The following is a 22,527-nucleotide window of genomic DNA, read 5'->3' as shown; positions in this document are numbered from 1 at the left end:
CGCTACGTTTTTACCTGTTGCGAAACAATCCGCCGAGGATACCGCGCACGATCCGGCGCCCGGTTGTACCTTTAAGCTCTTTGATCACCGCTTCGGTCATTGCCGTGGCGAAGGTGTCCTGCTTGCGCTCAACCCGGGATGAGGACCGACCGACCCGGCTGCCGGAGTATCTGCGGGCGGAAGAGTATTCGCGTTCGATCGGCGATTGCGCTTCAAGAACTTCGTCGGATTCCGCCCGTTCCGCTGCACTGGCCGCAGCTTGGGCTCGCGCCTGAAGAATCTCGAAGGCAGATTTTCGATCTACGCTCTTATCGTATTTCCCTGCCATCGCCGAGGCGGCAAGGATATCCCGGCGTTCGGCATCTGAAATTGGCCCCAGCTGAGATCCCGGCGGACGAATAAGCGTACGCTCGACCACGCCCGGAACGCCTTTCTTTTGCAGCATTGAGGTGACAGCTTCGCCAACGCCGACTTCGCGAATTGCCGTTTCCGTGTCGAAAGTCGGGTTTTCGCGATAGGTTTCAGCGGCCAGCCTCAGGTTCTTTCGGTCCCGCGCCGTGAATGCCCTTAGTGCGTGCTGTATACGGTTGCCCAGCTGTCCAAGAATATCTTCCGGGATGTCAGCAGGGCTCTGAGTGATAAAATATACCCCCACACCCTTTGAACGGATCAGGCGGGCGACCTGTTCAACCTTGTCCACCAGAACCTTTGGCGCATCGTCGAACAACAGATGGGCTTCGTCAAAAAAGAACACCAGCTTTGGTTTTTCGGGGTCTCCGACCTCTGGCAGCTCTTCGAACAGTTCACTCAACAGCCACAACAGAAACGTTGCATATAGCCGTGGGGCTGCCATCAGCTGGTCTGATGCCAGAATGTTCACCATTCCGTGCCCGTTTTCGTCAGTTCGCATCAGATCGGCCAAATCCAGCGCCGGTTCGCCAAACAGTTTTGTTCCGCCCTGATTCTCGAGAACCAGCAGACGTCGCTGGATCGCCCCAATCGAGGACGTGGATACATTGCCGTATCGCAATGACAGTTGCGCCCGATTCTCTCCGATCCAGACCAGCAGCGCCTGTAGATCCTTGAGGTCCAGCAACGGCATCCCTTCTTCGTCGGCCACGCGGAATGCGATATTCAGGATACCTTCCTGCGCGTCGCTCAACTCCAGTAACCGCGACAGCAACAGCGGGCCCATTTCTGTCACCGTCGTGCGCACTGGATGGCCCTGTTCACCGAACAAATCCCAGAATGTCACCGGGCAGGCAGAATAGGCAAAATCCTCGAACCCGATCCGACTGGCCCGGTCCTGAAAGGCCTGATGCAGTTTGTGGGCCTCGCTTCCAGGAAGGGCCAGACCAGACAGATCCCCTTTCACATCCGAGAGGAATACCGGGACACCCGCCTGAGAAAAACCTTCTGCAAGAATCTGCAATGTCACGGTTTTGCCGGTACCGGTTGCCCCGGCAATCAACCCGTGGCGGTTGGCATATTTCAACGCCAGTTCCTGCGGCTGGCCATAGTTTTCACCGCCACCGCCCAAAAAGATATTCGTGCCCATTAACATTGCCTTATTGTTCACCGATCTGCCGCCAGCATACAAAGTTAACCTTTGACTGCGATAGTCTATTTGCCTTGCAGTGCGGGGCAGACTTCCTCCCTGTCGACTGGCCGTGCCTGCTGGCACGGCCCTTTTGGTTTGGCCATCGGATTATTATTCTGGCGCATAGATTAAAAAATGAGGATAGCTGTTGACCCGTGTGCGCCCCTTCCGTAGGGTTTGCGCATAAATAAGTCGGCCAGTCCGACGGGGAGAAACTTATGGGGAAGGGAGCTGGTCGAACAGCTCCCTTTTTCTAATCTCCGAAGGTGCGGTTCCAGGCCTCAGGCAAGAATCCGTTCACGTTCGCAAAGGCTGTTCTGTTAGTGCCTGACACTGGTTCAGAAGAGTGTTAAACGAAGCAAAAAGATCAATCATCAACCCGAGGCATTCATGTTCAAGAAAATCCTCTCGTTCAACACGGTCGCCGCTGTTCTGCTATCCGGCGCAGCGTATGCACAAGACACAACCACAACCGCGCCAGACGCCGGTCTGGACCTTGGTCAGGAAGGCCCCCGGGTCGGAGAACAGTTCGTAAAGGAAGAATTCGGCGATTGGGACGTATCCTGTATCAAGGCACAGGAAGGCGAGGATCCTTGCGCCATCGTTCAGGTTCTGGAGGGTAAAAATGGTGATCCGATCGCAGAAGTATCCATCGGGAAACTACCAGAAGGTGGTGCCGCCGTTGCTTGGGCAAATGTGATCGTACCCCTCGAAACTCTGCTGCAAGCGCAACTGGCCCTGTCAATCGATGGCGCGCCGCGTAAATTGTACAACTACCACCAATGCGTTCCCGTGGGCTGCATCGCGCAACTAGGTCTTAGCCAAGGGGATATCGACGCGATGAAAGCTGGTACCAAAGCGACGTTTTCACTGGTTCCCGCCCGTTTCCCGGATCAGGTTCTTGAAATGGACATGTCGCTCTCCGGCTTCACATCGGGCTTTGACGCTCTGAACGTCAACACAAACTAAGAAAAAACATCCGTGGAAGCCGCCGTTTTATTAACGGCGGCTTTTTCACTAAACCCGCTTCAGGGCCAGTACGGCATTCAACCCACCAAAGGCGAATGCGTTGCTAAGCGCGACGTCGACCTTTGCTTCGCGTGCTTCGTTCGGTACCACGTCCAACGCGCATTCCGGGTCCGGTTCCTCATATCCAATCGTCGGTGCAATGACACCGTCCCGCAGTGCCATGATGCAGGCCAGCAGCTCAACAGCTCCGGTCCCGCCTATCAGGTGGCCGTGCATGGACTTCGTGGACGATATCATCAGATCGTCTGCGTGCGGCCCAAACACGTCGGCCACGGCTGCGCATTCGGTCTTGTCATTTGCAGCTGTTCCGGTGCCATGCGCGTTGATATAACCTACATCTTTTGCGTTCAGCTTCGCATCGGCCAAGGCACCGGCCATGGCACGCGCGGCCCCTTGTTTGCTGGGCATCACAATGTCCGAGGCATCCGATGACATGGCAAAGCCGACAACTTCGCACAGTATTTCGGCCCCTCGGGCGCGGGCGTGTTCGTATTCCTCAAAGACAAAGACGCCAGCCCCTTCGCCCTGCACCATTCCGTTGCGGTTGGCACTGAACGGGCGGCACGCGTCTTTCGACATCACGCGCAGCCCTTCCCAGGCTTTTACACCGCCGAAACACAACATCGATTCGGACCCGCCCGTAACCATGACCGGAGCCGCGCCGCTGCGCACCATCTGAAAAGCCTGAGCCATCGCATGGTTTGATGACGCACACGCCGTCGACACGGTGAAACTGGGGCCTTTTAGGTTATGTTCCATTGAAACATGACTGGCGGCGGCATTGTTCATGAGCTTTGGAACGACAAAGGGGTGTACCCTGTTCTTCCCGTCCTCATAAACGGAACGGTAATTGTCATCCCAGGTCGAAACACCACCGCCCGCGGTCCCCAGAACGACGCCTGATCTGGCCGCGAGTTCGCCGTGAAATTCGATGCCCGACTGTTCAATCGCCTCTTTGGCTGCTGTCAGGGTGAATTGCGTGAAGCGGTCGTACAGCGACATCTGCTGTCGGTTGAACCGCCCTTCCGCCTCGAAACCCCGGACCTGTCCGCCGATCTTGATGGCCAACCGATCAACATCCCGGAATTCAAGTTCCGAAATACCACAACGACCTTCGCGCATTGCTTCCAGCGTGTCAGGGACCGAATGGCCCAGCGAATTGATCGTACCTGCTCCGGTAATGACAACGCGTTTCATGAGCGTGTGTCAGACCTTTTCCGACACAAGCTTTTCGATCCCAGAGATGATCGCGGCCACATTGGAGATATCGAAGTCATTGGCCTCGGGCTCGTTGGCATTGAAAGGAATCGAAATGTCGAACTCTTCCTCGATGGCAAATATGCTTTCGACCAGCCCGAGGCTGTCGATACCCAGATCTTCCAGCGTGCTTTCGGGCGTTACATCCGATGGCTCCAGAACGGCCTGCTCTGCAATGATCGCGATGACGCGGTCGCTGATGCTCATGTCGATCCCCTGATTATCAGTTTGAGGTTGATTTAATCGCTCGGGGTCTGTTTGAAAACAGCCTTTTTCAATGCCTCGACGTCGCGTGCCATACGGGGCAAACGCCGTTGTGCCTTGTAGATGTCCGTATGCGTTTCCATTTTGACGCCGGGATACCCCATGATCACGCGACCAGCAGGCACGTTGGAAAGTATCTTGGTGCCGCCACCGGCAATAACCCCATCCCCGATGAATATGTTGTCGACAACGCCGGTCTGACCGCCCAGTACCACGTTGTTTCCGATCTCAACCGAACCCGACACACCAGTCTGACCGCACAACAGGCAGTCCTGACCGACTCGGGTGTTGTGCCCGACATGGACCAGGTTATCCAATTTGGAACCGTGGCCAATATACGTATTTCGGATCGTGCCATTGTCGATTGTGCAATTCGCACCAATTTCGACGTCATCACCGATTTCCACAGCGCCCAGCGAATGAATGCGCAGCCAGCTCTGAGCTTTGGCCTCACCCTGATCGCCCATTGTCTTGCGTACATTTTCGACGCCCGAGACTTCGGGGGTAACAAAACTGAACCCGTCCCCTCCGATCCGGGCACCGGGTTGCGCAATAAAACGATCTCCGATCTGCGCCCGTGCGCCAATGCTGACCATTTCGCGCAACACTGCCTGGTCGCCCAAAATGGCATCCATTCCCACCGCGCAATGTGCCCCTATGACAGAGCCTGCGCCGATCCGGGCGCGCGCTCCTACAACAACCAACGGTCCAATCGCCACGTCAGAACTGATTTCAGCTGTTGGATCGATCACGGCCGAGGGGTGAATCCCCGGCTCAACTCCTTGCCCACGGTCCAGCATGGAAGTGATGCCAGCCATCGCCATACGGGGACGTTTTACAAAAATCGCCGCACGCAATCCCATCGCCTGCCAGTCGGCGCCCTCCCAAAGGACGGCCGCACGAGCGGCTCCGTTGGTAAGCGCCTCGGCGTACTTCGGAGACATAGCCATCGCCAGATCTGTCGGGCCTGCATCGCCCGGTTCGGCGGCGCGCACAATCGTCAGGCCGCCGTCACCCTGACATTCGGCCCCCAGAGACTCGGCAATCTGTTGTACGGTAAACTGCATGGCGGGCTTCCTTTTGGCAGGATTTGCCCTGTGCTTACCCCTGAACGTCCGGCAGGGCCACCCCTGCCTTTTGCAAGGCTTCCCAAATCTTGCCGTCCCGCCCATAGACATCGCGGCGATACTGCACTTCACCTTTGGGCCCGATATAGGCCGTGCGGTAAATCAGATGCACCGGAACTTTCTGTTCCAAATTAACTTTGGTCTCTTTTCCGGTGTTCAGAACGCGATGGAAGAATGCCTTTGGATCTTCCTCTTGTTTGGCCAGCAGGGCGTATGCAAATTCAAAGGGCTGGGCCAAGCGGATACACCCATGTGAAAAGGCCCGAACTTCGCGCGAGAACAGGTTTTTCTGTGGAGTATCATGCAGATAGATGTTGTGCTTATTGGGGAACATGAACTTCACCAGACCCAGCGCATTGCTTTGGCTGGGCGGTTGACGCATTGCGAAGGGAAAATTGCTGGTCGTGAACTGGGTAAAGTCCACCGCACCCCGATCGACCTGCCTGCCGCTTCTGTCAGTTATCAGAATATGGCCCACGGAATTCGGGTTTGATTGCAGTTTCGGAAGGTATTCCTTGGTCACGATCGAGCGGGGAACATGCCAGCTTGGGTTGATCACCATATGCTCCATCTCATCCGAAAATTCCGGACTTCTTCGATCATGCACATTTTTACCGATGACTGCGCGGGTTTCAAAAGTGACTTGCCCTTCGTCCACGATCTTGGCCGTGAAGTCGGCTTGGTTCACAAGGATATGACGCGTGCCGCGTTCCCGAGGCAGCCAGCGTTCGCGTTCCAACGCAACGTAAACGGCTTTCAACCGGTCTGTGGCTGGACGGTTAATTTCAGCAATCGTCCCCTTGCCCGCCACACCATCGGTTTCAAGCCCATGCGCGGATTGAAAGGCACGAACGCCTTCAAGCAACGCGCTGTCGAAAGACGGGCTGGCGGACGGTTTCATGTAACCCATCACCACCAGACGGTCGCGCAGCTTGACAACATTCGGTCCCGTGTCGCCGTATTCCAGTTTGCTTTCGGGAACTGTTGGCCCCCATCCCCCTTGAAATACCAGCTTTTCCAAGGACAACTTCTGCTTCATCAATGCGCGGTATTGATGTGATTGCGGCGCCAAGACAGTAAAGTAGGCCGCGCCCAGAGTGCTTATTCCCTGCAAATGCTCAACAGTGCTGCGTCGTTCTACGGACCGAACCAGCCCATCATCCACACTGCCGGGCCGGATTGCGCCCGCATAAAGCGCGTCGGCATATTCGACAAAGATACGGCTAAGTTCTGCTTCAACCGCACCGAGATCGCGCACCGAACGGGCCTTTTCCATCTTCTCCATCACGGCGGCAACAGTCGGCTCGGCCTGTGGAAGGCCGTGCAGATGCGCACTCGTAAGCGCATTTATCAGCGCTGCCCGGCGTTGAGTGTGTTCAGGCGTATCGCCGACCCAAAGCGGCAAAAACCCGTTTGCCCGGTAGAACTCAACCAGTTGCGGCGCCTGCTGAGTATGTTCAGCCATCGCCATCTGAAACGCAGTTCCTGGCGTAGCTTCAGACGACACATTGGCGACGGATGCGGTAGCCACGAAACACGCGGCAAACAGGATGCTGGTACTGGTGCGGAGAACAGAAAACATAGGATGGCCTTGGAATTCAATAGTTTGAACTGGTGATTTATACGTCGATCAACTATGCAGTCGTGCCAGAACGCTTGTCCACTCACGATATCCTTACCAAATCGCTTCTTCGTGGGCCTGATGCGCGTTTGCATCGGCTGCGCGGCCCAAAGCCCACAACTGCGAAATATTTGTGATGCTCTGTGGCAAATGCGCAAAAAACTGCCGAAAATTCCCCCTTGAAAAGGTGCAATTGAAACACTTCTTGGCCGTCGATTCCGATTGTGCCATACATTCTGCATCTGGGATGGGAATAATTAAGACAGTGCACGTAACATCGTGTGCAGGCAGGAACAGTACGGGACGAAACTAAAATGACAGAGAGCAGTTCCTCGGGCTTGACCCGGCGTGCCCTATTGGGAGCGTTTGCAGCAACGGCAGTCGTAGCAGCACCCACCTACTCCAACGCAGCAGGCTTTTTACGCGGTGGCGGCGATATTCGTCGCATTCGTATGTATTCTGGTCGCACTGGCGAACGGTTGGATATGATCTATTGGGTCGATGGTAAGTATATCAAGGACGCTGTCAAAGAAGTGAACAACTTCATGCGTGATTGGCGCACAGATCAGGTAAAATCCATCGATTTGCGCACGATTGATATCATGGCGGCATCACACAGCCTGCTGGATGTCAACGAACCCTATATGCTGTTGTCTGGCTACCGCTCTCCTCAGACCAATGCAATGCTCCGCTCCCGGTCCCGCCGTGTGGCGCGCAATTCGCTTCACATGGAAGGGCAAGCAGCTGATTTGCGCCTTGCCTCCCGCTCGGTTTCGCAGATGGCCAAGGCGGCGATGTCGTGCCGTGCAGGTGGTGTTGGTCAATATTACGGATCGAACTTCGTACACATGGATTGCGGCGTGGTTCGCACCTGGCGCGGGTAAAACCTGAACACATCGGTTCTGTTTGGAACTTTTGACTGACTGAGTTTCCCACTCGGTTTTCTAACATTTGTGGCGATTGGCGGCAGAGCCGCCAAATCAACTACTACAATAACTCCCGATACCCGACAGCGAATCCCTCCCTCAAATACTGCAACTCAGCAGTATTTTTGCACTCATGGGCCGTTGTGATGACTGCACGATCAACGCATTAAGCAATCCAATCGACAAGTCCGCTGCTCAGGGCTTCCGATTTCAATCCGACGTTGAATATTGGGTGGCGCACCTGAGAGGATTCGAACCTCTGGCCTCTGCCTTCGGAGGGCAGCGCTCTATCCAGCTGAGCTACAGGTGCCTTGGCCGTTAGCTAACCTTGTTCCAATCCGGGTGCAACTGCAAATCGCGATTGCCGCACCCTTATCAAGACCAAAATCAGGCAAACAGATCATGCGCCAATTCAAGCGCTTCGATCAGCGTATCTACTTCATCGGTAGTGTTATAGAGACCAAAACTGGCGCGGCATGTTGCCGTCACCCCCAGGTGGTCCATCAGCGGCCCTGCACAGTGGTGACCGGCACGAACCGCAACACCTTTCTTGTCGAGAATGGTAGAAACGTCGTGTGCATGGCCAGCACCGTCCAGCGTAAAGCTGAAAATCGCTGCCTTGTCCGGGCGAGTGCCCTGAACCTGCAACCAGTTCAGTCCGGTCAGACGTTGCATCGCGTAATCGCGCAAGCTGGATTCATGGGCAGCGATGTTTTCCATCCCCAGGTCCATCATATACTCCAGCGCCACGCCAAGACCGATGGTCTGTACGATCCCCGGCGTGCCGGCCTCGAACTTCATTGGCGGGTCATTATAGATGACCTGATCCTTGCTGACCTCTTTGATCATGTCGCCGCCACCGATGAAGGGGCGCATCTCGGCCATGCGTTCGGATTTGATGAAAATCGCACCCGACCCTGACGGACCATAAAGCTTGTGGCCTGTGATTGCGTAGAAATCGCACCCAATCTCTTCAACATTTACTGGCATGTGAACGGCACCCTGACTGCCATCAACCAGAATCGGAACGCCCTTGGCATGTGCGCCGTTAGTTATGGCTTTCACATCCACGACCGTACCCAGCACGTTCGAGCAGTGTGTCACAGCAACCAGCTTGGTTTTCGGCCCGATTGCATCGATTACCGCCTGAGGGTCAAGCCCGCCCTCTGCGTCGACATCGACCCATTTCAACACGACACCCTGTCGTTCGCGTAGGAAATGCCAGGGTACGATGTTTGCATGGTGCTCCATCACACTCAGAACGATCTCATCCCCCGCTTCTAGTCGCGGCATAGCCCAGCCATAGGCGATCAGGTTTATCCCTTCGGTGGTACCAGAGTTCAGGACGATCTCATTCTCGTTCGATGCCCCCAAAAACCGCGCGATCGTGCCACGAACGGCCTCGTATTTCTCTGTCGCAAGATTAGACAAAAAATGCAGGCCACGATGGACATTCGAATACTCCTCGGCATAGGCCCGCGTCACCGCGTCAATGACCACCTGAGGTTTCTGAGCCGAAGCACCATTGTCGAGATACGTCAAAGGCTTGCCATTCACCTGACGCGACAGGATCGGAAAGTCAGAGCGGATTTTCTGCACATCATACATAAGAGTGGTATTCCTAGACGGGCCCGGTTGGGCTTAGAAACAGAACAAAAGGGATGGCGACAAGGGCTGACAACACAATTACCGCAAAGGATTTCCAGAGCGACCCGAGCTGATGCGCTTCGTTCAGAAAATGAAGCGTGACGTAAAGGCTCAGGATTGCTGTCGCCAACAAGGTCATCATCATCAGGAACGGTAGGGTCAGGCTCAAGATCAGCGTCACGACCAAGGCGGCTATTTGCAGGAATTGCAGCCAGATCGTCAGAACCATCAGATCATCGAACCTCGCCAGACCTCCAAGCATTCGCCCGACCAGCAGGAACGCGACAATGCTCAGCATCATGGCCCCGGCCGAGCGCACCAAAACCATGGGAATGCTTTCGAGCGCAGGAGAGGGTTGACCCGCCGCCATTGTTATCGACAGATCAATTCCCAATTGGACAACGCAGTTCAAAACGACCGCCAGCGCAAATGCCAACCAAAGCACTTCTCGTCCCAGCTTGAGCGCCATCAGCCGTCGCGCCGCTTCGGCCGGGTTCTTGATCGTCAGGACCGCCAGATTTCCCAGAAAACTCGAATTCATGCGACGGACCTTTGCACTTGTCTGAGACCGGATACCCAGAACCAGACAAAAACAGCAACCCAGGCGAGACCTACAAACGTCAAGGTAGGCCCTGGCCCAATGAATCCGGCGACAAGGCCGTTCAGCAGAACCAGCGGCGCAGAGGATAACAGCGCCCAGAACAGTGCCAGGCGCGCACCATAAGCGCTTCCCTGCCCGCCAAACAGGCGTGCCGCCCAATGAGATACCAGTGCCAGCGTGTAAAAAACCAAGGGCAGAATGAACACTGATCCAAGCAGAGCACCACCCAGAAGCATATTCAGCTCAACGTCTTCCAGATGCGCCTTGCGCGCAAGGCCAGGCATCTGGGCGATGAATGCCACCACACAAAACGCCATGACAAAGATCAGCGCCCGGTCTTCTCGTTGACCCATATCCAGAAGCCTGCGCACCACGCGCCCCGGCCCCCGGTACGTTGCCAGGATATCCGACGACAGCGCCATCAGCTTCGGCGCGCCAGCCACCCTTCCAGACGGCTTACGATTTCATCTGCCAAAGCACTGTCTTCGATTTCGTCCACCGCTTCGGCCAGGAACGCCAGCGTCAACATGTTGGTCGCGTCCTTGACCGGAACACCCCGTGACCGAAGATAGAACAGCGCTGTTTCGTCAATCGCCCCCGAGGTTGAGCCGTGGGAACACGCCACGTCATCGGCGTAGATCTCTAGCTCCGGCTTGGCGAGGAATTGGCTGTCATCATCCAAAAGCAGCGATTGGCTGATTTGGTAGCCATCAGTTTTCTGAGCCCCTTCCTTTACAAGGATCTTGCCCTGAAACACTCCGGTCGCACCGTTGCGCAGCACTTTCTTAAAGACCTGACGGCTTTCGCAATTTACCGCGTCATGGGTGATGAACACCGTGTCATCATGGTGGAAATCACCATCCCCAACACAGGCCCCGGCCACATGCGCCACCGCATTGTCCCCGGTCAGTTCAACGACCTGTTCGTTACGGGTCAGCACCCCATTCGCCGTCAAGGTGAAGGACTTGTAGACCGACTCTGCCCCCAAACGCGTGAACATATGGGTCGCGGCGCGACGTTCATGGTCCCTGCCCTGCGCCCGCACATGATGCAGCGTCCCCTTGTCGGCAATTTCAATTTCCATGCATTTGTTGAAACGCGACGCCGCCGGGCCGGATTCAAGAATTGTCACCTCGGCCCCGCTTTCCACGCGAATAACGTGATGCAGGATCGCATCGGATGTCGGCGAGGCATGACGATAAATCAGGTTGATCGGTTTAGAGGGTTTGCCTGTAACGTGAATGGCAACTCCGTCCGACGCAAAGGCCGTGTTCAATGCAGCCAACGGACGTTGAACCGGGGACTGGCCACGCGCTTCCAGAACGCCATACAGGTCTTTTGCCCAATGAATGTCTTTGCAGCAGATGTCTTCAATCCGGTCGATCTTGACACCGTCCAGCAACAGGTCATCGGATTCCTCGGCGCTGAACACCCCGTCTACAAAGACAATTTTCAAACGGTCAAGGTCGTTGAAAAGTACCGGTTCATCATTGATAAACACCGCCGCAGGCAAAGCCTCGGCAGAAATCAGACTGTCGGGCTGAGTGTATTTCCAATACTCATCCCGGCGCCCCGGCAACCCGGATTCCAGAACACGCGCCAAAGCGTCTTCGCGTGCACCACGGGTGCAGCCCGCGTCAGGCATGGTCAGCGCAGCCAGACGCGCCTCGGTTGCGGTTTGTTTCGCTTGCGGCAAAGCCATCAGTTCACCTCGGCCAGAATGTCGGCATAACCGTTGTTTTCAACCTCAAGCGCCAGATCCGGGCCTCCGGTTTTGACAATGCGGCCATCGGCCATGATGTGCACGACGTCAGGTTTGATGTGATCCAGCAGGCGCTGGTAATGGGTGATGACCAGGAACCCACGGCCTTCGTCCCGCAGGGCATTCACACCTTCGGCAACCAGCTTCATCGCATCCACATCAAGGCCCGAGTCGGTTTCGTCCATGATGCACATCTTCGGTTCAAGCATAGCCATCTGCAGGATTTCGTTACGCTTTTTCTCACCGCCCGAAAAACCAACATTGACCGGGCGCTTAAGCATATCCGCGTCGATCTTTAGCGTCTTGGCCTTGGCACGCACTTCTTTCAGGAAGTCTGCGGCAGACAGTTCCTCTTCTCCACGGGCCTTGCGCTGCGCGTTTACTGCGGTGCGCAGGAAGGTCATGTTGCCAACTCCGGGGATTTCAACCGGGTATTGGAAGGCAAGGAAAACACCTGCTGCTGCGCGTTCCTCCGGTTCCATCTCCAGCAGGTCCTGACCGTCCAGAGTGGCCGAACCTTCGGTTACTTCGTACCCGTCGCGGCCCGACAGCACGTAGCTGAGTGTTGACTTGCCTGACCCGTTCGGCCCCATGATCGCGTGTACCTTGCCGGCTTCAACCGTCAGGTCCACACCCTTTAGGATCTGCTTGTCTTCTTCTTCAAGTTTCACGTGCAGATTCTTGATTTCCAGCATTTTTTGTCCTTTTGCGTATCGCAAGGGGCACTGTGACCCCGCATTGTTCTAGCCCAGCAATCTGCGGATCAGTCTGGCGAGAATCCAACCCAGGATTGCCCCGCCACCTACCGCCCAAACCGGGTTGATGAATTCCATGTAATGGGTGTTGACGTAGGCCACGCCAAGCAGACCGCCCAGAACCGGCAATGCGTACCCAAGCCAGGTCAGCACATTATCCTTACGGATGCGGGTTCCGGGTGACCGCGTCATCACCCAACCGAACCTTCAAGTGAGATGGCCACCAACTGCTGTGCTTCCATCGCAAACTCCATCGGAAGCGCCTGAAGCACGTCTTTGCAGAACCCGTTGACCACCAGAGCCACGGCTTCTTCCTCGTCCATGCCTCGCTGACGGCAGTAGAACAGCTGATCGTCATCCACTTTTGACGTCGTCGCCTCGTGCTCAACGCGGCTCGAGTTGTTCTTGACCTCGATATAGGGAACCGTATGTGCGCCGCATTTGTCGCCGATCAGCAGACTGTCACACTGCGTGTAGTTCCGGCTGTCCCTGGCTTTCGGGTGCATCGACACTAGCCCACGATAGGTGTTCTGGGCCTTGCCCGCGCTGATGCCCTTGGACACGATGCGCGACTTGGTGTTCCTGCCCAGATGAATCATCTTGGTGCCGGTGTCGGCCTGTTGATAATTGTTGGCAATCGCGATCGAATAGAATTCACCCTGGCTTTCATTGCCGCGCAGGATGCAGGACGGGTATTTCCATGTCACGGCCGATCCGGTTTCCACCTGCGTCCACATCACCTTGGACCGGTCACCCCGGCAGTCGGCGCGTTTGGTCACGAAGTTATAGATACCGCCCTTGCCGTTTTCGTCCCCCGGAAACCAGTTCTGAACGGTCGAGTATTTCACCTCGGCATCTTCTTCGACGATGATCTCGACCACGGCAGCATGCAGTTGTGCCGTGTCACGCTGGGGTGCAGTGCAGCCTTCCAGATATGAGACGTACGAGCCCTTGTCAGCAATGATCAGGGTGCGTTCGAACTGGCCCGTGTTCTCGGCGTTGATGCGGAAATACGTGCTTAGTTCCATCGGGCAGCGAACGCCCGGCGGGATGTAGACGAATGAGCCATCCGAGAATACAGCTGAATTCAATGTTGCATAGAAATTGTCCGATACGGGAACCACGGTTCCCAAGTACTTCTTGACCAGCTCAGGATGCTCTTTGATCGCCTCAGAGATCGAGCAGAAGATCACGCCTGCCTTTTTCAGTTCGGCCTGAAAAGTCGTGCCCACGGAAACCGAGTCAAACACTGCATCGACTGCCACCTTGCGGCCTTCGGCAGGTGCATCCTCAGCCCCTTCAACACCAGCCAGAATCATCTGTTCTTTCAGAGGGATACCAAGCTTCTCGTAAGTGGCGAGCAGCTTTGGATCAACCTCATCCAAAGATTTGGGTTTCTCTTCCATCGATTTGGGGCGGGCATAGTAATACTGGTTTTGAAAATCGATTGGCGGATAGTGAACCATCGCCCATTTGGGTTCTTCCATTTTGGTCCAACGCTCGAACGCGGCCAGACGCCATTCGGTCATCCACTCGGGCTCATCGTTTTTCCCCGAGATCAGACGGACGATATCCGGGTTCACGCCTTTGGGCGCGTATTCCATCTCGATATCGGTATCCCAGCCATATTTGTATGTGCCGACCTCGCGAACCGCGTCCACGGTTTCCTGATCGACACCTTCTTTTACCTGGGTCTGGTCCAAAGCGGCCATGACTTACCCTCCGTCAGATCACGCAGCCCGCGCGCGATGCTTTTTCTCTTTTTCAAGCCACGTTTCGGCGAAACGCAGCACATCTTCTTCAGTCGTCTCTGGCCCCAGCGATACGCGGATTGCGCATGACGCCACCGTCTCATCAAATCCCATTGCCGTCAGAACCCGACTGGTTTTGACCTTGCCGCTGGAACAGGCGGATCCCGCACTGATGGCAAAGCCAGACAAATCCATCTGCATCACCTGCGTTTCGCCTTTCCAGCCGGGCGTCGCGAAACACAGGGTATTCGGGAGTCGCTCCTGATCTTTCCCGACAAAAATAGTAGATATTGCACCAGCCTCAAGGGCGTTTTCTAGAATATTTCTAAGTTCTCTGACTTTTTCCCATACTCCATCCGCCAGATCGCGCTGAGCAGCCTCGGCAGCCGCGCCAAATCCGGCAATGCCCACCACATTTTCAGTACCAGATCTTCGGCCCATTTCCTGTCCGCCACCGCTGGCCAAAGGTTCGATATCGATACCTTGCCGCAGGATCAAAGCGCCAACACCTTTTGGCCCGCCAATCTTATGCGCCGACAGGATCGCCATATCAGCGCCGCTCCAGGCGAAGGAAAATGGAATGCGTCCGACAACCTGCGTAATATCCAGCAACAGCCAGTCCGCGCGCCGCGCGCCAAAGGGCCACTGGTTCTCAACTTTCTGTGGCGGCTGCGTGATGACTCCGGTTTCGGAGTTCGCAAGCCCCATCGCCAATATGTGCCCAGGGCCAAAGGGATGCTCGCTACAATGGGTCAGATCGAAATGCGACCACAGCGCATCGTGGGCAGTGCTGTCGACAAAGACGTCGCAGCCTTCGGGGCGATTTTGCAGAACCCGCGCCGCTTCAGTCGCGCCAGAGGTAAATATGACCTCTTGCGGACGGCAACCGACGGCCTCGGCGACCTGCGCCCGCGCGCGTTCGACCAGCGCTTTTGCGGCACGTCCTTCCACATGAACAGATGACGGGTTCCCGACCACATCCATCGCCGCGATCATTGCCTCGCGCGCTTCGCGTCGCAGCGGCGTAGTCGCGTTATGATCCAGATAAACACGTTTCATGGATACATCTTTTCCTGCACAGAACTCATATGCATGTTCGACTTACCCAGCTCATTCATCGACGACGGAAAACAGGCTTGGAACTGCCGGGCAAGGCGCAAGGTCGTTTCTGATCACATCCGACAGGCGCGTCTGGTGCAGGAAGACATAAACATGCGCGCTCAGGCTTTCCCACAAGCGGTTCGTCAGGGATTGCGCCCTGCTACCCGATGACGCACCGGATGCTCCGGCCCCTTTTTGCAGCGCATCAACTGTCTCATCCACAGCGGCCAGAACCTCGACCACGCGAATCTCGGACGCGGGGCGTGCAAGACGATACCCCCCTCCGGGCCCACGGACAGAAGCAACCAGTTCCGCGCGACGCAGCTTGACGAAAAGCTGCTCAAGATACGGCAGAGAAATGTCCTGCCGTTCCGAGATTTCGCCCAGGGTTACCAGCCGGTCTGTTGGCTGAAGCGCAATATCCGCCAAAGCGACCATCGCGTAACGCCCTTTGGTCGAAAGCTTCATGCCCTGCCCCCTTTTAGCCGGATCTGCGCGAAATCATTGACGCCGACGCTGCCAGTGCGTATCTCCGACTGACAGCGCGATTGCGCCAAGCAATGTAATTAGAACCGTTCTAAGGTGTCCGACGATTATAGTCAAGTATATCCGGATACCCGCACGAAAATGACAGGACCAAAGCACACATGCCCGAGGTGATTTTTCCCGGACCCGAAGGCCGCCTGGAAGGCCGTTACCACCCGCAAAAGGAAAAAGACGCACCGATCGCTATCGTGCTTCACCCGCATCCTCAGTTCGGCGGGACCATGAACAACAAGGTGGTCTATAACCTGCACTATGCCTTTTACAACATGGGCTTCACAGTGCTGCGCTTTAACTTCCGCGGCGTCGGTCGCAGCCAGGGCGAATATGATCAAGGTGTTGGCGAGCTGAGCGATGCGGCATCTGCGCTGGATTACCTTCAATCCATGAACAACAACTCGAAACACTGTTGGGTTGCGGGCTTTTCGTTTGGGGCGTGGATTGGAATGCAGTTGCTGATGCGCCGCCCCGAAATCACGGGTTTCATCAGCGTGTCGCCGCCTGCAAACATGTATGACTTTTCCTTCCTTGCGCCCTGCCCGTCTTCGGGCCTGATCATCAACGGATCGGCTGACCGTGTGGCACCACCAGCGGATACCACCGCGCTGGTCAACAAATTGCACGAGCAAAAAGGGATCACGATCACCCATAACGAGGTTGAGGGCGCGGATCATTTCTTCCAGGATCGCCACATGGACACGCTGATCACAGATGTCAGCGACTATGTGAAACGTCGGCTGACCGAGAACACCCGCTAATGTCCGACACCATCACATCGCTCGCGGCCAAACTGGCCGAAGATACGATGAAGGTCATGGACGAAACCGGCGAAGACCGGTTCTTTGTGGAAGTGGGTGAAGTTCTTGGTGCGGCGTCTCAATCTCTGGAAGAGGCTTTCCTGACGGAAATCCGCGTGCGACTGGCTGAACGCAAGGCCAGACAATTCGTGATCAAGCGCCTCGCTTCGCATCGCGCGAAACTCAAGGCGATTGAAAAGCAATGACCGATCGCCTGGTTGCGCAGGTCGCATTTCTGAAACGGGCCGACAATCTGAAACTGGTCGAGCGGGCAAATGTCCTGCTTGACCAGTCAAGGCCCGAAAACTCCGCCGAACACAGCTGGCACTTGGCATTGTGGGCAATGGTCATGGCACCACTGGCCGGGCCGGACATCTCGGTCGACCGGGTCATCCGCATGTTGCTGCTGCATGATCTGGTCGAGATCGTGACAGGTGATCACCCGATTCACCTCAACACGGATTGGGATACCGTGGCCGAGGCTGAACAGGCCGCAGCACAGGAATTGTTTGGCCTGTTGCCCGACGAACAGGCACAGGAATTTCTTTCTCTCTGGCACGAATTCGAGGCGGACCAGACCCCGGATGCCCGGTTCGCCAAGATTCTGGATCGCTGCCAGCCGCTGTTTCAGGTTCTGTGCGCCACCGACCCGCGACACGATCATGTGGAAATTGCGCGGTCGAACCTGGCGGGAGGGCGCGCAGCTTACCTGGCCCATGCGTTTCCACTGGCCCATCAGCATGCCACAAACCTCTTGACCAAGTCCGACCCTCAGGATGACGCATTCACGAAAAGATTGGCGTTTCTCACAGAAGCGGATCAGTTGAAATCCGTTTTGCGCGCGTCACGCCTGATGGCCAGTGACCGGTTCGAAAACTCGGCGGAACATTCGTGGCATGTCATGCTCTACGCCTGGGTATTGTCGGAATACGCGCATTCGGATGTTCAAGTGGACCGAATCCTCCAGATGTTGCTTTTGCACGATGTTGTCGAAATCGACGCGGGCGACCACCCGATCCACGGACATGTCGACCACGCGGAACAAGAAGCCAAGGAACAGGCCGCCGCCAAACGACTGTTTGGCCTTCTGCCTGACTGTCAACACAGGTCATTTACTGAACTATGGCGCGAGTTTGAGGCGGCTGAAACCCCGGAAGCCAGATTTGCAAAGGCTGTTGACCGGTTTCAAACACCCATAGCAAATCTGGAAACAGGTGGCGGATCATGGGTCGAATACAAAGTAAAATTCGATCAGATTGTAACACGTGTCCGACCAGCTATTGCAGCGGGAGCACCTCAGCTGTGGGACTGGCTGCAACCACAACTGGTTGTGCATTTTGAACATGTCGAAACACCCGATCCTCAAACATAAAAAAAGGAGCCTGAAGGCTCCTTTTTTCTTGCTTGGTTTCTAGCGGCGTTCAAAAAACACTACTACCATCAAACTGTTGAACCACGTTGGCTGCATTCACTTCGACGGACCCCCCGTCAGCAAGCCACCCAATCGCCACTATCAGACCCGAAGCAAATATGATTGATTTCGCAAATAACGTCATCGCTCAAAACTCATTAACAAAAATAAAAAATATAGGGCGAATATTACATTCATTCGATTGAAAAAACAGTCAGGTATACCTGACCCAAGGTAATCTTGCAGACTGCATGGCGGTCGACGTATTTCACTCACGAAAATCGCCACCAAGCCACCGGACCCACCCTTTTCGAGGTACTCAAATGCCCCAAGCCTATCTGTATCTGTTACTGGCGGTGCTGGCGGAAACCATTGGCACGACGGCCTTGCAAGCCAGCCAGCAGTTTTCGCGGTTCTGGCCATCCGTGATCGTTGTCGTTGGGTACGCGTTTGCGTTTTACCTCATGGCGCTAACGCTGAAATTCATGCCTGTCGGTATTGTTTATGCAATCTGGTCCGGTCTCGGTATATTCCTGATCGCCGTGATCGGATTCATCGTGTTCGGCCAAAGGCTGGACTGGCCTGCGATCCTGGGGTTGACGTTGATATTGTCCGGAATCCTGATCATTCACCTCTTTTCAAAGACTGCCGGGCACTGAAGGCCGGTTAGGGCTGGTATATTTTGCCGCGCCGCGTTATGCGCGCGGCAACTTCCCGTTCAAAGGCTGACCTCTCATGGACCTGCGCAACATCGCAATCATCGCTCACGTGGACCACGGCAAAACGACCCTGGTGGACGAGCTGCTTAAACAATCCGGTGCATTCCGGGAAAATCAGGCCGTCGCGGAACGCGCCATGGACAGTAACGACCTGGAGCGTGAACGCGGCATCACCATCCTGGCCAAGGCCACCTCGGTTGAGTGGAAAGACACACGCATCAATATTGTCGACACCCCTGGCCACGCCGATTTCGGCGGCGAGGTCGAGCGCATCCTCAGCATGGTCGACGGTGTTGTTCTTTTGGTGGACGCCGCAGAAGGCCCAATGCCCCAGACCAAGTTTGTAACGTCCAAGGCACTGGCGCTGGGCCTACGCCCGATCGTGGTTCTGAACAAGGTCGACAAGCCGGATGCCGAACCGGATCGCGCGCTGGACGAATGCTTTGACCTGTTCGCCAACCTCGGCGCGGATGACGACCAGTTGGATTTCCCTTCAATGTACGCCTCGGGCCGTTCGGGCTGGGCGGATATGGAGCTGGACGGCCCCCGCAAGGACTTGAGCGCGCTTTTCGACCTGATCGTCGATCATGTTCCTGCTCCGAAGCAGGTCGATCACAAAAATGAACCCTTCCGGATGCTGGCCACGACACTGGGCAGCGATCCCTTCATCGGCCGTATCCTGACCGGCCGTGTGGAAAGCGGTACGCTGAAGGCTGGCGACAGCCTCAAGGCGCTCAGCCGCGATGGTTCGGTCATCGAAAACTTCCGCGCCACGAAAATCCTGGCGTTCCGGGGACTGGCCCAGCAGCCCATCGATGTGGCCGAAGCAGGCGACATCGTGACCATCGCTGGCATGAGCAAAGCCACCGTAGCGGATTCGCTGGTTGCCCCTCAGGTCACTGAGGCCCTGCCCGCGCAGCCCATCGATCCGCCGACCATTACCGTGACCTTCGGTATCAATGATTCTCCACTAGCAGGCCGTGACGGCAAAAAAGTTCAATCTCGCGTCATACGTGACCGCCTGATGAAAGAAGCCGAGTCGAACGTCGCCATCCGTGTCACCGACACCCCCGGCGGCGAGGCGTTCGAAGTTGCGGGCCGCGGAGAGCTGCAAATGGGCGTTCTGATCGAGAACATGCGCCGAGAAGGCTTTGAGCTTAGCATCTCGCGCCCGCAGGTTCTGTTCCGTCAGGAAGACGGGCAGCGGCTTGAGCCCATCGAAGAAGTCACCATCGACGTGGATGACGAATATTCTGGTTCCGTTATCGAAAAGATCACCGGCGCCCGCAAAGGTGAACTGGTCGAGATGCGCCCGGCTGGTACCGGCAAGACGCGGATCATCGCCCATGTCCCGTCCCGTGGTCTGATTGGTTACCACGGCGAATTTCTGACCGACACGCGCGGTACCGGTGTACTGAACCGTGTGTTCCACGATTGGGCGCCACATAAGGGGCAAATTCCGGGCCGTCGCGCAGGCGTTCTGATCTCGATGGAGAAAGGTCAGGCTGTGGCTTATGCGCTGTGGAACCTGGAAGAACGTGGCCGTATGTTTGTTGGTCCGCAAACAGACGTATATCAGGGTATGGTGATCGGCGAACACTCGCGAGACAACGATCTGGAAGTGAACCCGCTCAAAGGCAAGAAGTTGACAAACGTGCGCGCCAGTGGATCCGACGACGCGGTCCGCCTGACGCCGCATATTCAGTTCTCACTGGAAGAGGCAATTGCCTATATCGACGATGATGAACTGGTGGAAGTTACACCAAACGCGGTGCGCCTGCGGAAGCGTTTTCTTGACCCGCACGAGCGTAAGCGGATGGCCAAATCTGCCTAGAACACCCTCAGGTTGCAAACTGACCAAACGGAAACAATGGCAATAGTGTGGCATATTTGCTTCCAATACGACAAAAGACGAAATCAGAAAAACCGGGCTCACTGCCCGGTTTTTATTTGAAAACTAACACCTTTCTCCGCATGGTTGAAAATTTCCGCCCCGGGCCTCACCAACAAGATATTGTAGGCGCCCTCGAATTATGGTCAAAACACGTCAGAAGTGTGACGTCCTTCACAAACACCGATATGGGAATGGTGCATAGAAGGACGTAGTTTAGTTATCGAGTTCCAAGGAGTTCAAAATGGGTAATAGAGCTCGCAAGTTTCCACTGTTTTTTATTGCGACAACTTTTCTGCTTTCACCTGCCGGTGAAACCTTTGCCGCTGGGACATGTACGGTTGCAACAGCACGGCAATCCGCTGCGTCCGCGCAGGTTTTGTGCGAATGCGATGCTGTGACATCCGGCATGATCCGCTACATTCAACGCCGTCATGACTTCGATCAGATTCTGGCGCGCGTCGGTGCAGAATGCGCCCCGCTGGCAGGTCTGCTAAGTGACTTCCCGACCGCATCGATCGGTGTCTCAGACCAGAGATCCGGCGACGGACCTTCCCAGGAAAATGGCACGCCCCCCAATGGTGGCGGCGGTAACCCAACCGGTGGCGAAGAACCTGGTGGTGAAGAACCCGGTGGTGAAGAGCCCGGTGGCGAAGAACCCGGTGGTGAAGAACCCGGTGGCGAAGAGCCCGGTGGAGAAGAACCCGGTGGCGAAGAGCCTGGTGGTGAAGAACCCGGTGGTGAAGAGCCCGGTGGTGAAGAACCCGGTGGTGAAGAACCCGGTGGCGAAGAACCCGGTGGCGAAGAACCCGGTGGAGAAGAACCCGGTGGGGAAGAACCCGGTGGTGAAGAGCCCGGTGGTGAAGAGCACGAAGAAGACTGATAAAGACGAAACCGAATACCAGCGAACCGGCCCTAGGAACGCGGAGCATATTCGATAGAAAAAACTCTGCTGGTCGAGGCTTCGGGGCTGGAATACGTCGATACGCAAAACGTTCGGATTAATCCGTCCAAGCGTAAGGTCAAAGACTACACTCTTGGGCGCAGACCAAATCTGCGTCCAAGGGTAAGATTTTGGGTAGGTAAATATACCGCTGAGGTCAGCTGCGCCCGTAAACGCCGACCCATTGACTGGGCCGCTTCGGATCTTGCATGCGCAGGAACAAATAGCGCGTAGCTGTCCAGGGTTTGATCCGGTTTGTGAGATTGTCCAAGATCAGGTCGCCCTGCGCCGAGCGGTAGACCAGAACCGCATGAGGCGTCCGGCGTGTGTCCAGAACGGTCGCAATCAAAAGCTTACTTGGATCAACCCCGGCATGGATCAGATCCCTCTTCTTCAACAATGCAAAGTCTTCACAATCACCGCCTCTGGGTGTTGGCAAGGCCCATCGCTCGCGCGTTTTGTACTGGGACTGATCCGTAACTTCCCGGGTCGACGCGTTTACGCGGCGATTCACTTGATTTACCACCGTCAGCTCTTGGTGGCTGGACAACGTGACCGAGCGTTTTGCAGTGCAAGCCCAGTTATATTGGTTGCATAGGTTGATTGCGCCTGAGGGCGGAGGCGAAGACGCAACGATAGGGATAAAGACGCCGTCGGATGCCTGCGCGACAGGTGCGGAGGCGATTACGCCGATACATACGGTGCAGATACCCACTGCGCGCGCCGCAGCCGATGCAAGAGCGGCAACACACCTCTTGGCTAAATTCGCGAATGAAATCATG

General features: G+C 55.9%; 23 protein-coding genes and 1 tRNA gene. 8 read left to right on the top strand and 16 right to left on the bottom strand.

Annotated elements, in window-relative coordinates; all coding sequences use genetic code 11:
- Window positions 1-10 precede the first annotated feature (10 nt).
- Window positions 11-1,558: a helicase HerA-like domain-containing protein gene (locus ACR0DY_RS01610; protein ID WP_480897710.1), complete on the bottom strand. Its 1,548-nt coding sequence runs from the start codon at window positions 1,556-1,558 to the stop codon at window positions 11-13.
- A gap of 432 nt (window positions 1,559-1,990) precedes the next feature.
- On the opposite strand from ACR0DY_RS01610, the gene ACR0DY_RS01605 reads away from it, so the two are divergent.
- Complete coding sequence (locus ACR0DY_RS01605; protein ID WP_480480900.1) at window positions 1,991-2,569, top strand: invasion associated locus B family protein; 579 nt, start codon at window positions 1,991-1,993, stop codon at window positions 2,567-2,569.
- Between the two features lie 48 nt (window positions 2,570-2,617).
- On the opposite strand, the gene ACR0DY_RS01600 is transcribed toward ACR0DY_RS01605, so the two are convergent.
- The 4 genes from ACR0DY_RS01600 to ACR0DY_RS01585 are packed head-to-tail and all read right to left on the bottom strand — an operon-like array spanning window position 2,618 to window position 6,859.
- Window positions 2,618-3,826 carry a beta-ketoacyl-[acyl-carrier-protein] synthase family protein gene (locus ACR0DY_RS01600; protein WP_267366704.1) on the bottom strand — a complete coding sequence of 403 codons (1,209 nt, stop codon included), beginning with the start codon at window positions 3,824-3,826 and terminating at the stop codon, window positions 2,618-2,620.
- Window positions 3,827-3,835: 9 nt separating this feature from the next.
- Window positions 3,836-4,093: an acyl carrier protein gene (locus ACR0DY_RS01595; protein WP_171723262.1), complete on the bottom strand. Its 258-nt coding sequence runs from the start codon at window positions 4,091-4,093 to the stop codon at window positions 3,836-3,838.
- 32 nt (window positions 4,094-4,125) lie between these two features.
- Window positions 4,126-5,217, bottom strand: a complete 1,092-nt coding sequence (locus ACR0DY_RS01590) for a UDP-3-O-(3-hydroxymyristoyl)glucosamine N-acyltransferase (protein WP_480897708.1) — start codon at window positions 5,215-5,217, stop codon at window positions 4,126-4,128.
- A gap of 34 nt (window positions 5,218-5,251) precedes the next feature.
- Window positions 5,252-6,859 carry a L,D-transpeptidase family protein gene (locus tag ACR0DY_RS01585; RefSeq protein WP_480897706.1) on the bottom strand — a complete coding sequence of 536 codons (1,608 nt, stop codon included), beginning with the start codon at window positions 6,857-6,859 and terminating at the stop codon, window positions 5,252-5,254.
- A gap of 353 nt (window positions 6,860-7,212) precedes the next feature.
- On the opposite strand from ACR0DY_RS01585, the gene mepK reads away from it, so the two are divergent.
- Window positions 7,213-7,782, top strand: coding sequence for a peptidoglycan L,D-endopeptidase MepK (gene mepK, locus ACR0DY_RS01580; protein WP_480480893.1), 570 nt, complete (start codon window positions 7,213-7,215; stop codon window positions 7,780-7,782).
- Between the two features lie 275 nt (window positions 7,783-8,057).
- Here the strand turns inward: mepK and ACR0DY_RS01575 are convergent.
- The 10 genes from ACR0DY_RS01575 to iscR form a co-directional block, all read right to left on the bottom strand.
- Window positions 8,058-8,134, bottom strand: a tRNA-Arg gene (locus ACR0DY_RS01575).
- Between the two features lie 77 nt (window positions 8,135-8,211).
- Window positions 8,212-9,432 carry a cysteine desulfurase gene (locus ACR0DY_RS01570; RefSeq protein ID WP_480545568.1) on the bottom strand — a complete coding sequence of 407 codons (1,221 nt, stop codon included), beginning with the start codon at window positions 9,430-9,432 and terminating at the stop codon, window positions 8,212-8,214.
- Between the two features lie 13 nt (window positions 9,433-9,445).
- Entirely contained in the window at window positions 9,446-10,012 is a 567-nt protein-coding gene (locus ACR0DY_RS01565) for a YIP1 family protein (protein WP_480480889.1), read from the bottom strand.
- The gene (locus ACR0DY_RS01560) at window positions 10,009-10,494 is read right to left on the bottom strand and encodes a YIP1 family protein (protein WP_480485616.1); all 486 of its coding nucleotides are present in this window, start codon (window positions 10,492-10,494) and stop codon (window positions 10,009-10,011) included. The genes ACR0DY_RS01565 and ACR0DY_RS01560 overlap by 4 nt, the downstream gene beginning before the upstream one ends.
- Window positions 10,494-11,774, bottom strand: a complete 1,281-nt coding sequence (sufD, locus tag ACR0DY_RS01555; RefSeq protein ID WP_480485613.1) for a Fe-S cluster assembly protein SufD — start codon at window positions 11,772-11,774, stop codon at window positions 10,494-10,496. The genes ACR0DY_RS01560 and sufD overlap by 1 nt, the downstream gene beginning before the upstream one ends.
- Window positions 11,774-12,529 carry a Fe-S cluster assembly ATPase SufC gene (sufC, locus tag ACR0DY_RS01550; RefSeq protein WP_480485611.1) on the bottom strand — a complete coding sequence of 252 codons (756 nt, stop codon included), beginning with the start codon at window positions 12,527-12,529 and terminating at the stop codon, window positions 11,774-11,776. Before sufC ends, sufD begins: the two co-directional genes overlap by 1 nt.
- Window positions 12,530-12,577: 48 nt before the next feature.
- Window positions 12,578-12,781, bottom strand: coding sequence for a hypothetical protein (locus tag ACR0DY_RS01545; RefSeq protein WP_480480885.1), 204 nt, complete (start codon window positions 12,779-12,781; stop codon window positions 12,578-12,580).
- Window positions 12,781-14,301: a Fe-S cluster assembly protein SufB gene (sufB, locus tag ACR0DY_RS01540; protein WP_480480883.1), complete on the bottom strand. Its 1,521-nt coding sequence runs from the start codon at window positions 14,299-14,301 to the stop codon at window positions 12,781-12,783. The genes ACR0DY_RS01545 and sufB overlap by 1 nt, the downstream gene beginning before the upstream one ends.
- Before the next feature lie 18 nt (window positions 14,302-14,319).
- Window positions 14,320-15,399 (bottom strand): cysteine desulfurase family protein, encoded by a 1,080-nt coding sequence (locus tag ACR0DY_RS01535; protein WP_480897704.1) that lies wholly within the window; start codon window positions 15,397-15,399, stop codon window positions 14,320-14,322.
- Window positions 15,400-15,450: 51 nt separating this feature from the next.
- Complete coding sequence (iscR, locus tag ACR0DY_RS01530) at window positions 15,451-15,909, bottom strand: Fe-S cluster assembly transcriptional regulator IscR (RefSeq protein ID WP_209596301.1); 459 nt, start codon at window positions 15,907-15,909, stop codon at window positions 15,451-15,453.
- Window positions 15,910-16,088: 179 nt separating this feature from the next.
- Between iscR and ACR0DY_RS01525 the strand changes: the two genes are divergently transcribed.
- The 6 genes from ACR0DY_RS01525 (at window position 16,089) to ACR0DY_RS01500 (ending at window position 21,685) form a co-directional block, all read left to right on the top strand.
- A complete protein-coding gene (locus tag ACR0DY_RS01525) occupies window positions 16,089-16,742 on the top strand; it encodes an alpha/beta hydrolase (protein ID WP_170424714.1) in 654 nt (217 codons plus the stop codon).
- The gene (locus ACR0DY_RS01520; RefSeq protein ID WP_267366187.1) at window positions 16,742-16,987 is read left to right on the top strand and encodes a hypothetical protein; all 246 of its coding nucleotides are present in this window, start codon (window positions 16,742-16,744) and stop codon (window positions 16,985-16,987) included. The genes ACR0DY_RS01525 and ACR0DY_RS01520 overlap by 1 nt, the downstream gene beginning before the upstream one ends.
- Window positions 16,984-18,153 carry an HD domain-containing protein gene (locus ACR0DY_RS01515; protein ID WP_480897702.1) on the top strand — a complete coding sequence of 390 codons (1,170 nt, stop codon included), beginning with the start codon at window positions 16,984-16,986 and terminating at the stop codon, window positions 18,151-18,153. The genes ACR0DY_RS01520 and ACR0DY_RS01515 overlap by 4 nt, the downstream gene beginning before the upstream one ends.
- A 362-nt stretch (window positions 18,154-18,515) precedes the next feature.
- Window positions 18,516-18,851 carry an SMR family transporter gene (locus tag ACR0DY_RS01510; protein ID WP_267366185.1) on the top strand — a complete coding sequence of 112 codons (336 nt, stop codon included), beginning with the start codon at window positions 18,516-18,518 and terminating at the stop codon, window positions 18,849-18,851.
- Between the two features lie 76 nt (window positions 18,852-18,927).
- Window positions 18,928-20,745, top strand: a complete 1,818-nt coding sequence (typA, locus tag ACR0DY_RS01505; protein WP_480480876.1) for a translational GTPase TypA — start codon at window positions 18,928-18,930, stop codon at window positions 20,743-20,745.
- A gap of 301 nt (window positions 20,746-21,046) precedes the next feature.
- On the top strand, window positions 21,047-21,685 hold the full coding sequence (locus ACR0DY_RS01500) for a hypothetical protein (protein ID WP_480492694.1): 639 nt from the start codon (window positions 21,047-21,049) through the stop codon (window positions 21,683-21,685).
- Window positions 21,686-21,902: 217 nt separating this feature from the next.
- On the opposite strand, the gene ACR0DY_RS01495 is transcribed toward ACR0DY_RS01500, so the two are convergent.
- Entirely contained in the window at window positions 21,903-22,526 is a 624-nt protein-coding gene (locus ACR0DY_RS01495; protein ID WP_480485607.1) for a transglutaminase-like cysteine peptidase, read from the bottom strand.
- Between the last annotated feature and the right edge of the window lies 1 nt (window position 22,527).

The organism is Ruegeria sp. O6 (assembly GCF_056535045.1).
Note: the sequence above shows the minus strand (reverse complement) of the source record. Positions and strands in the feature narration are given on the sequence as shown.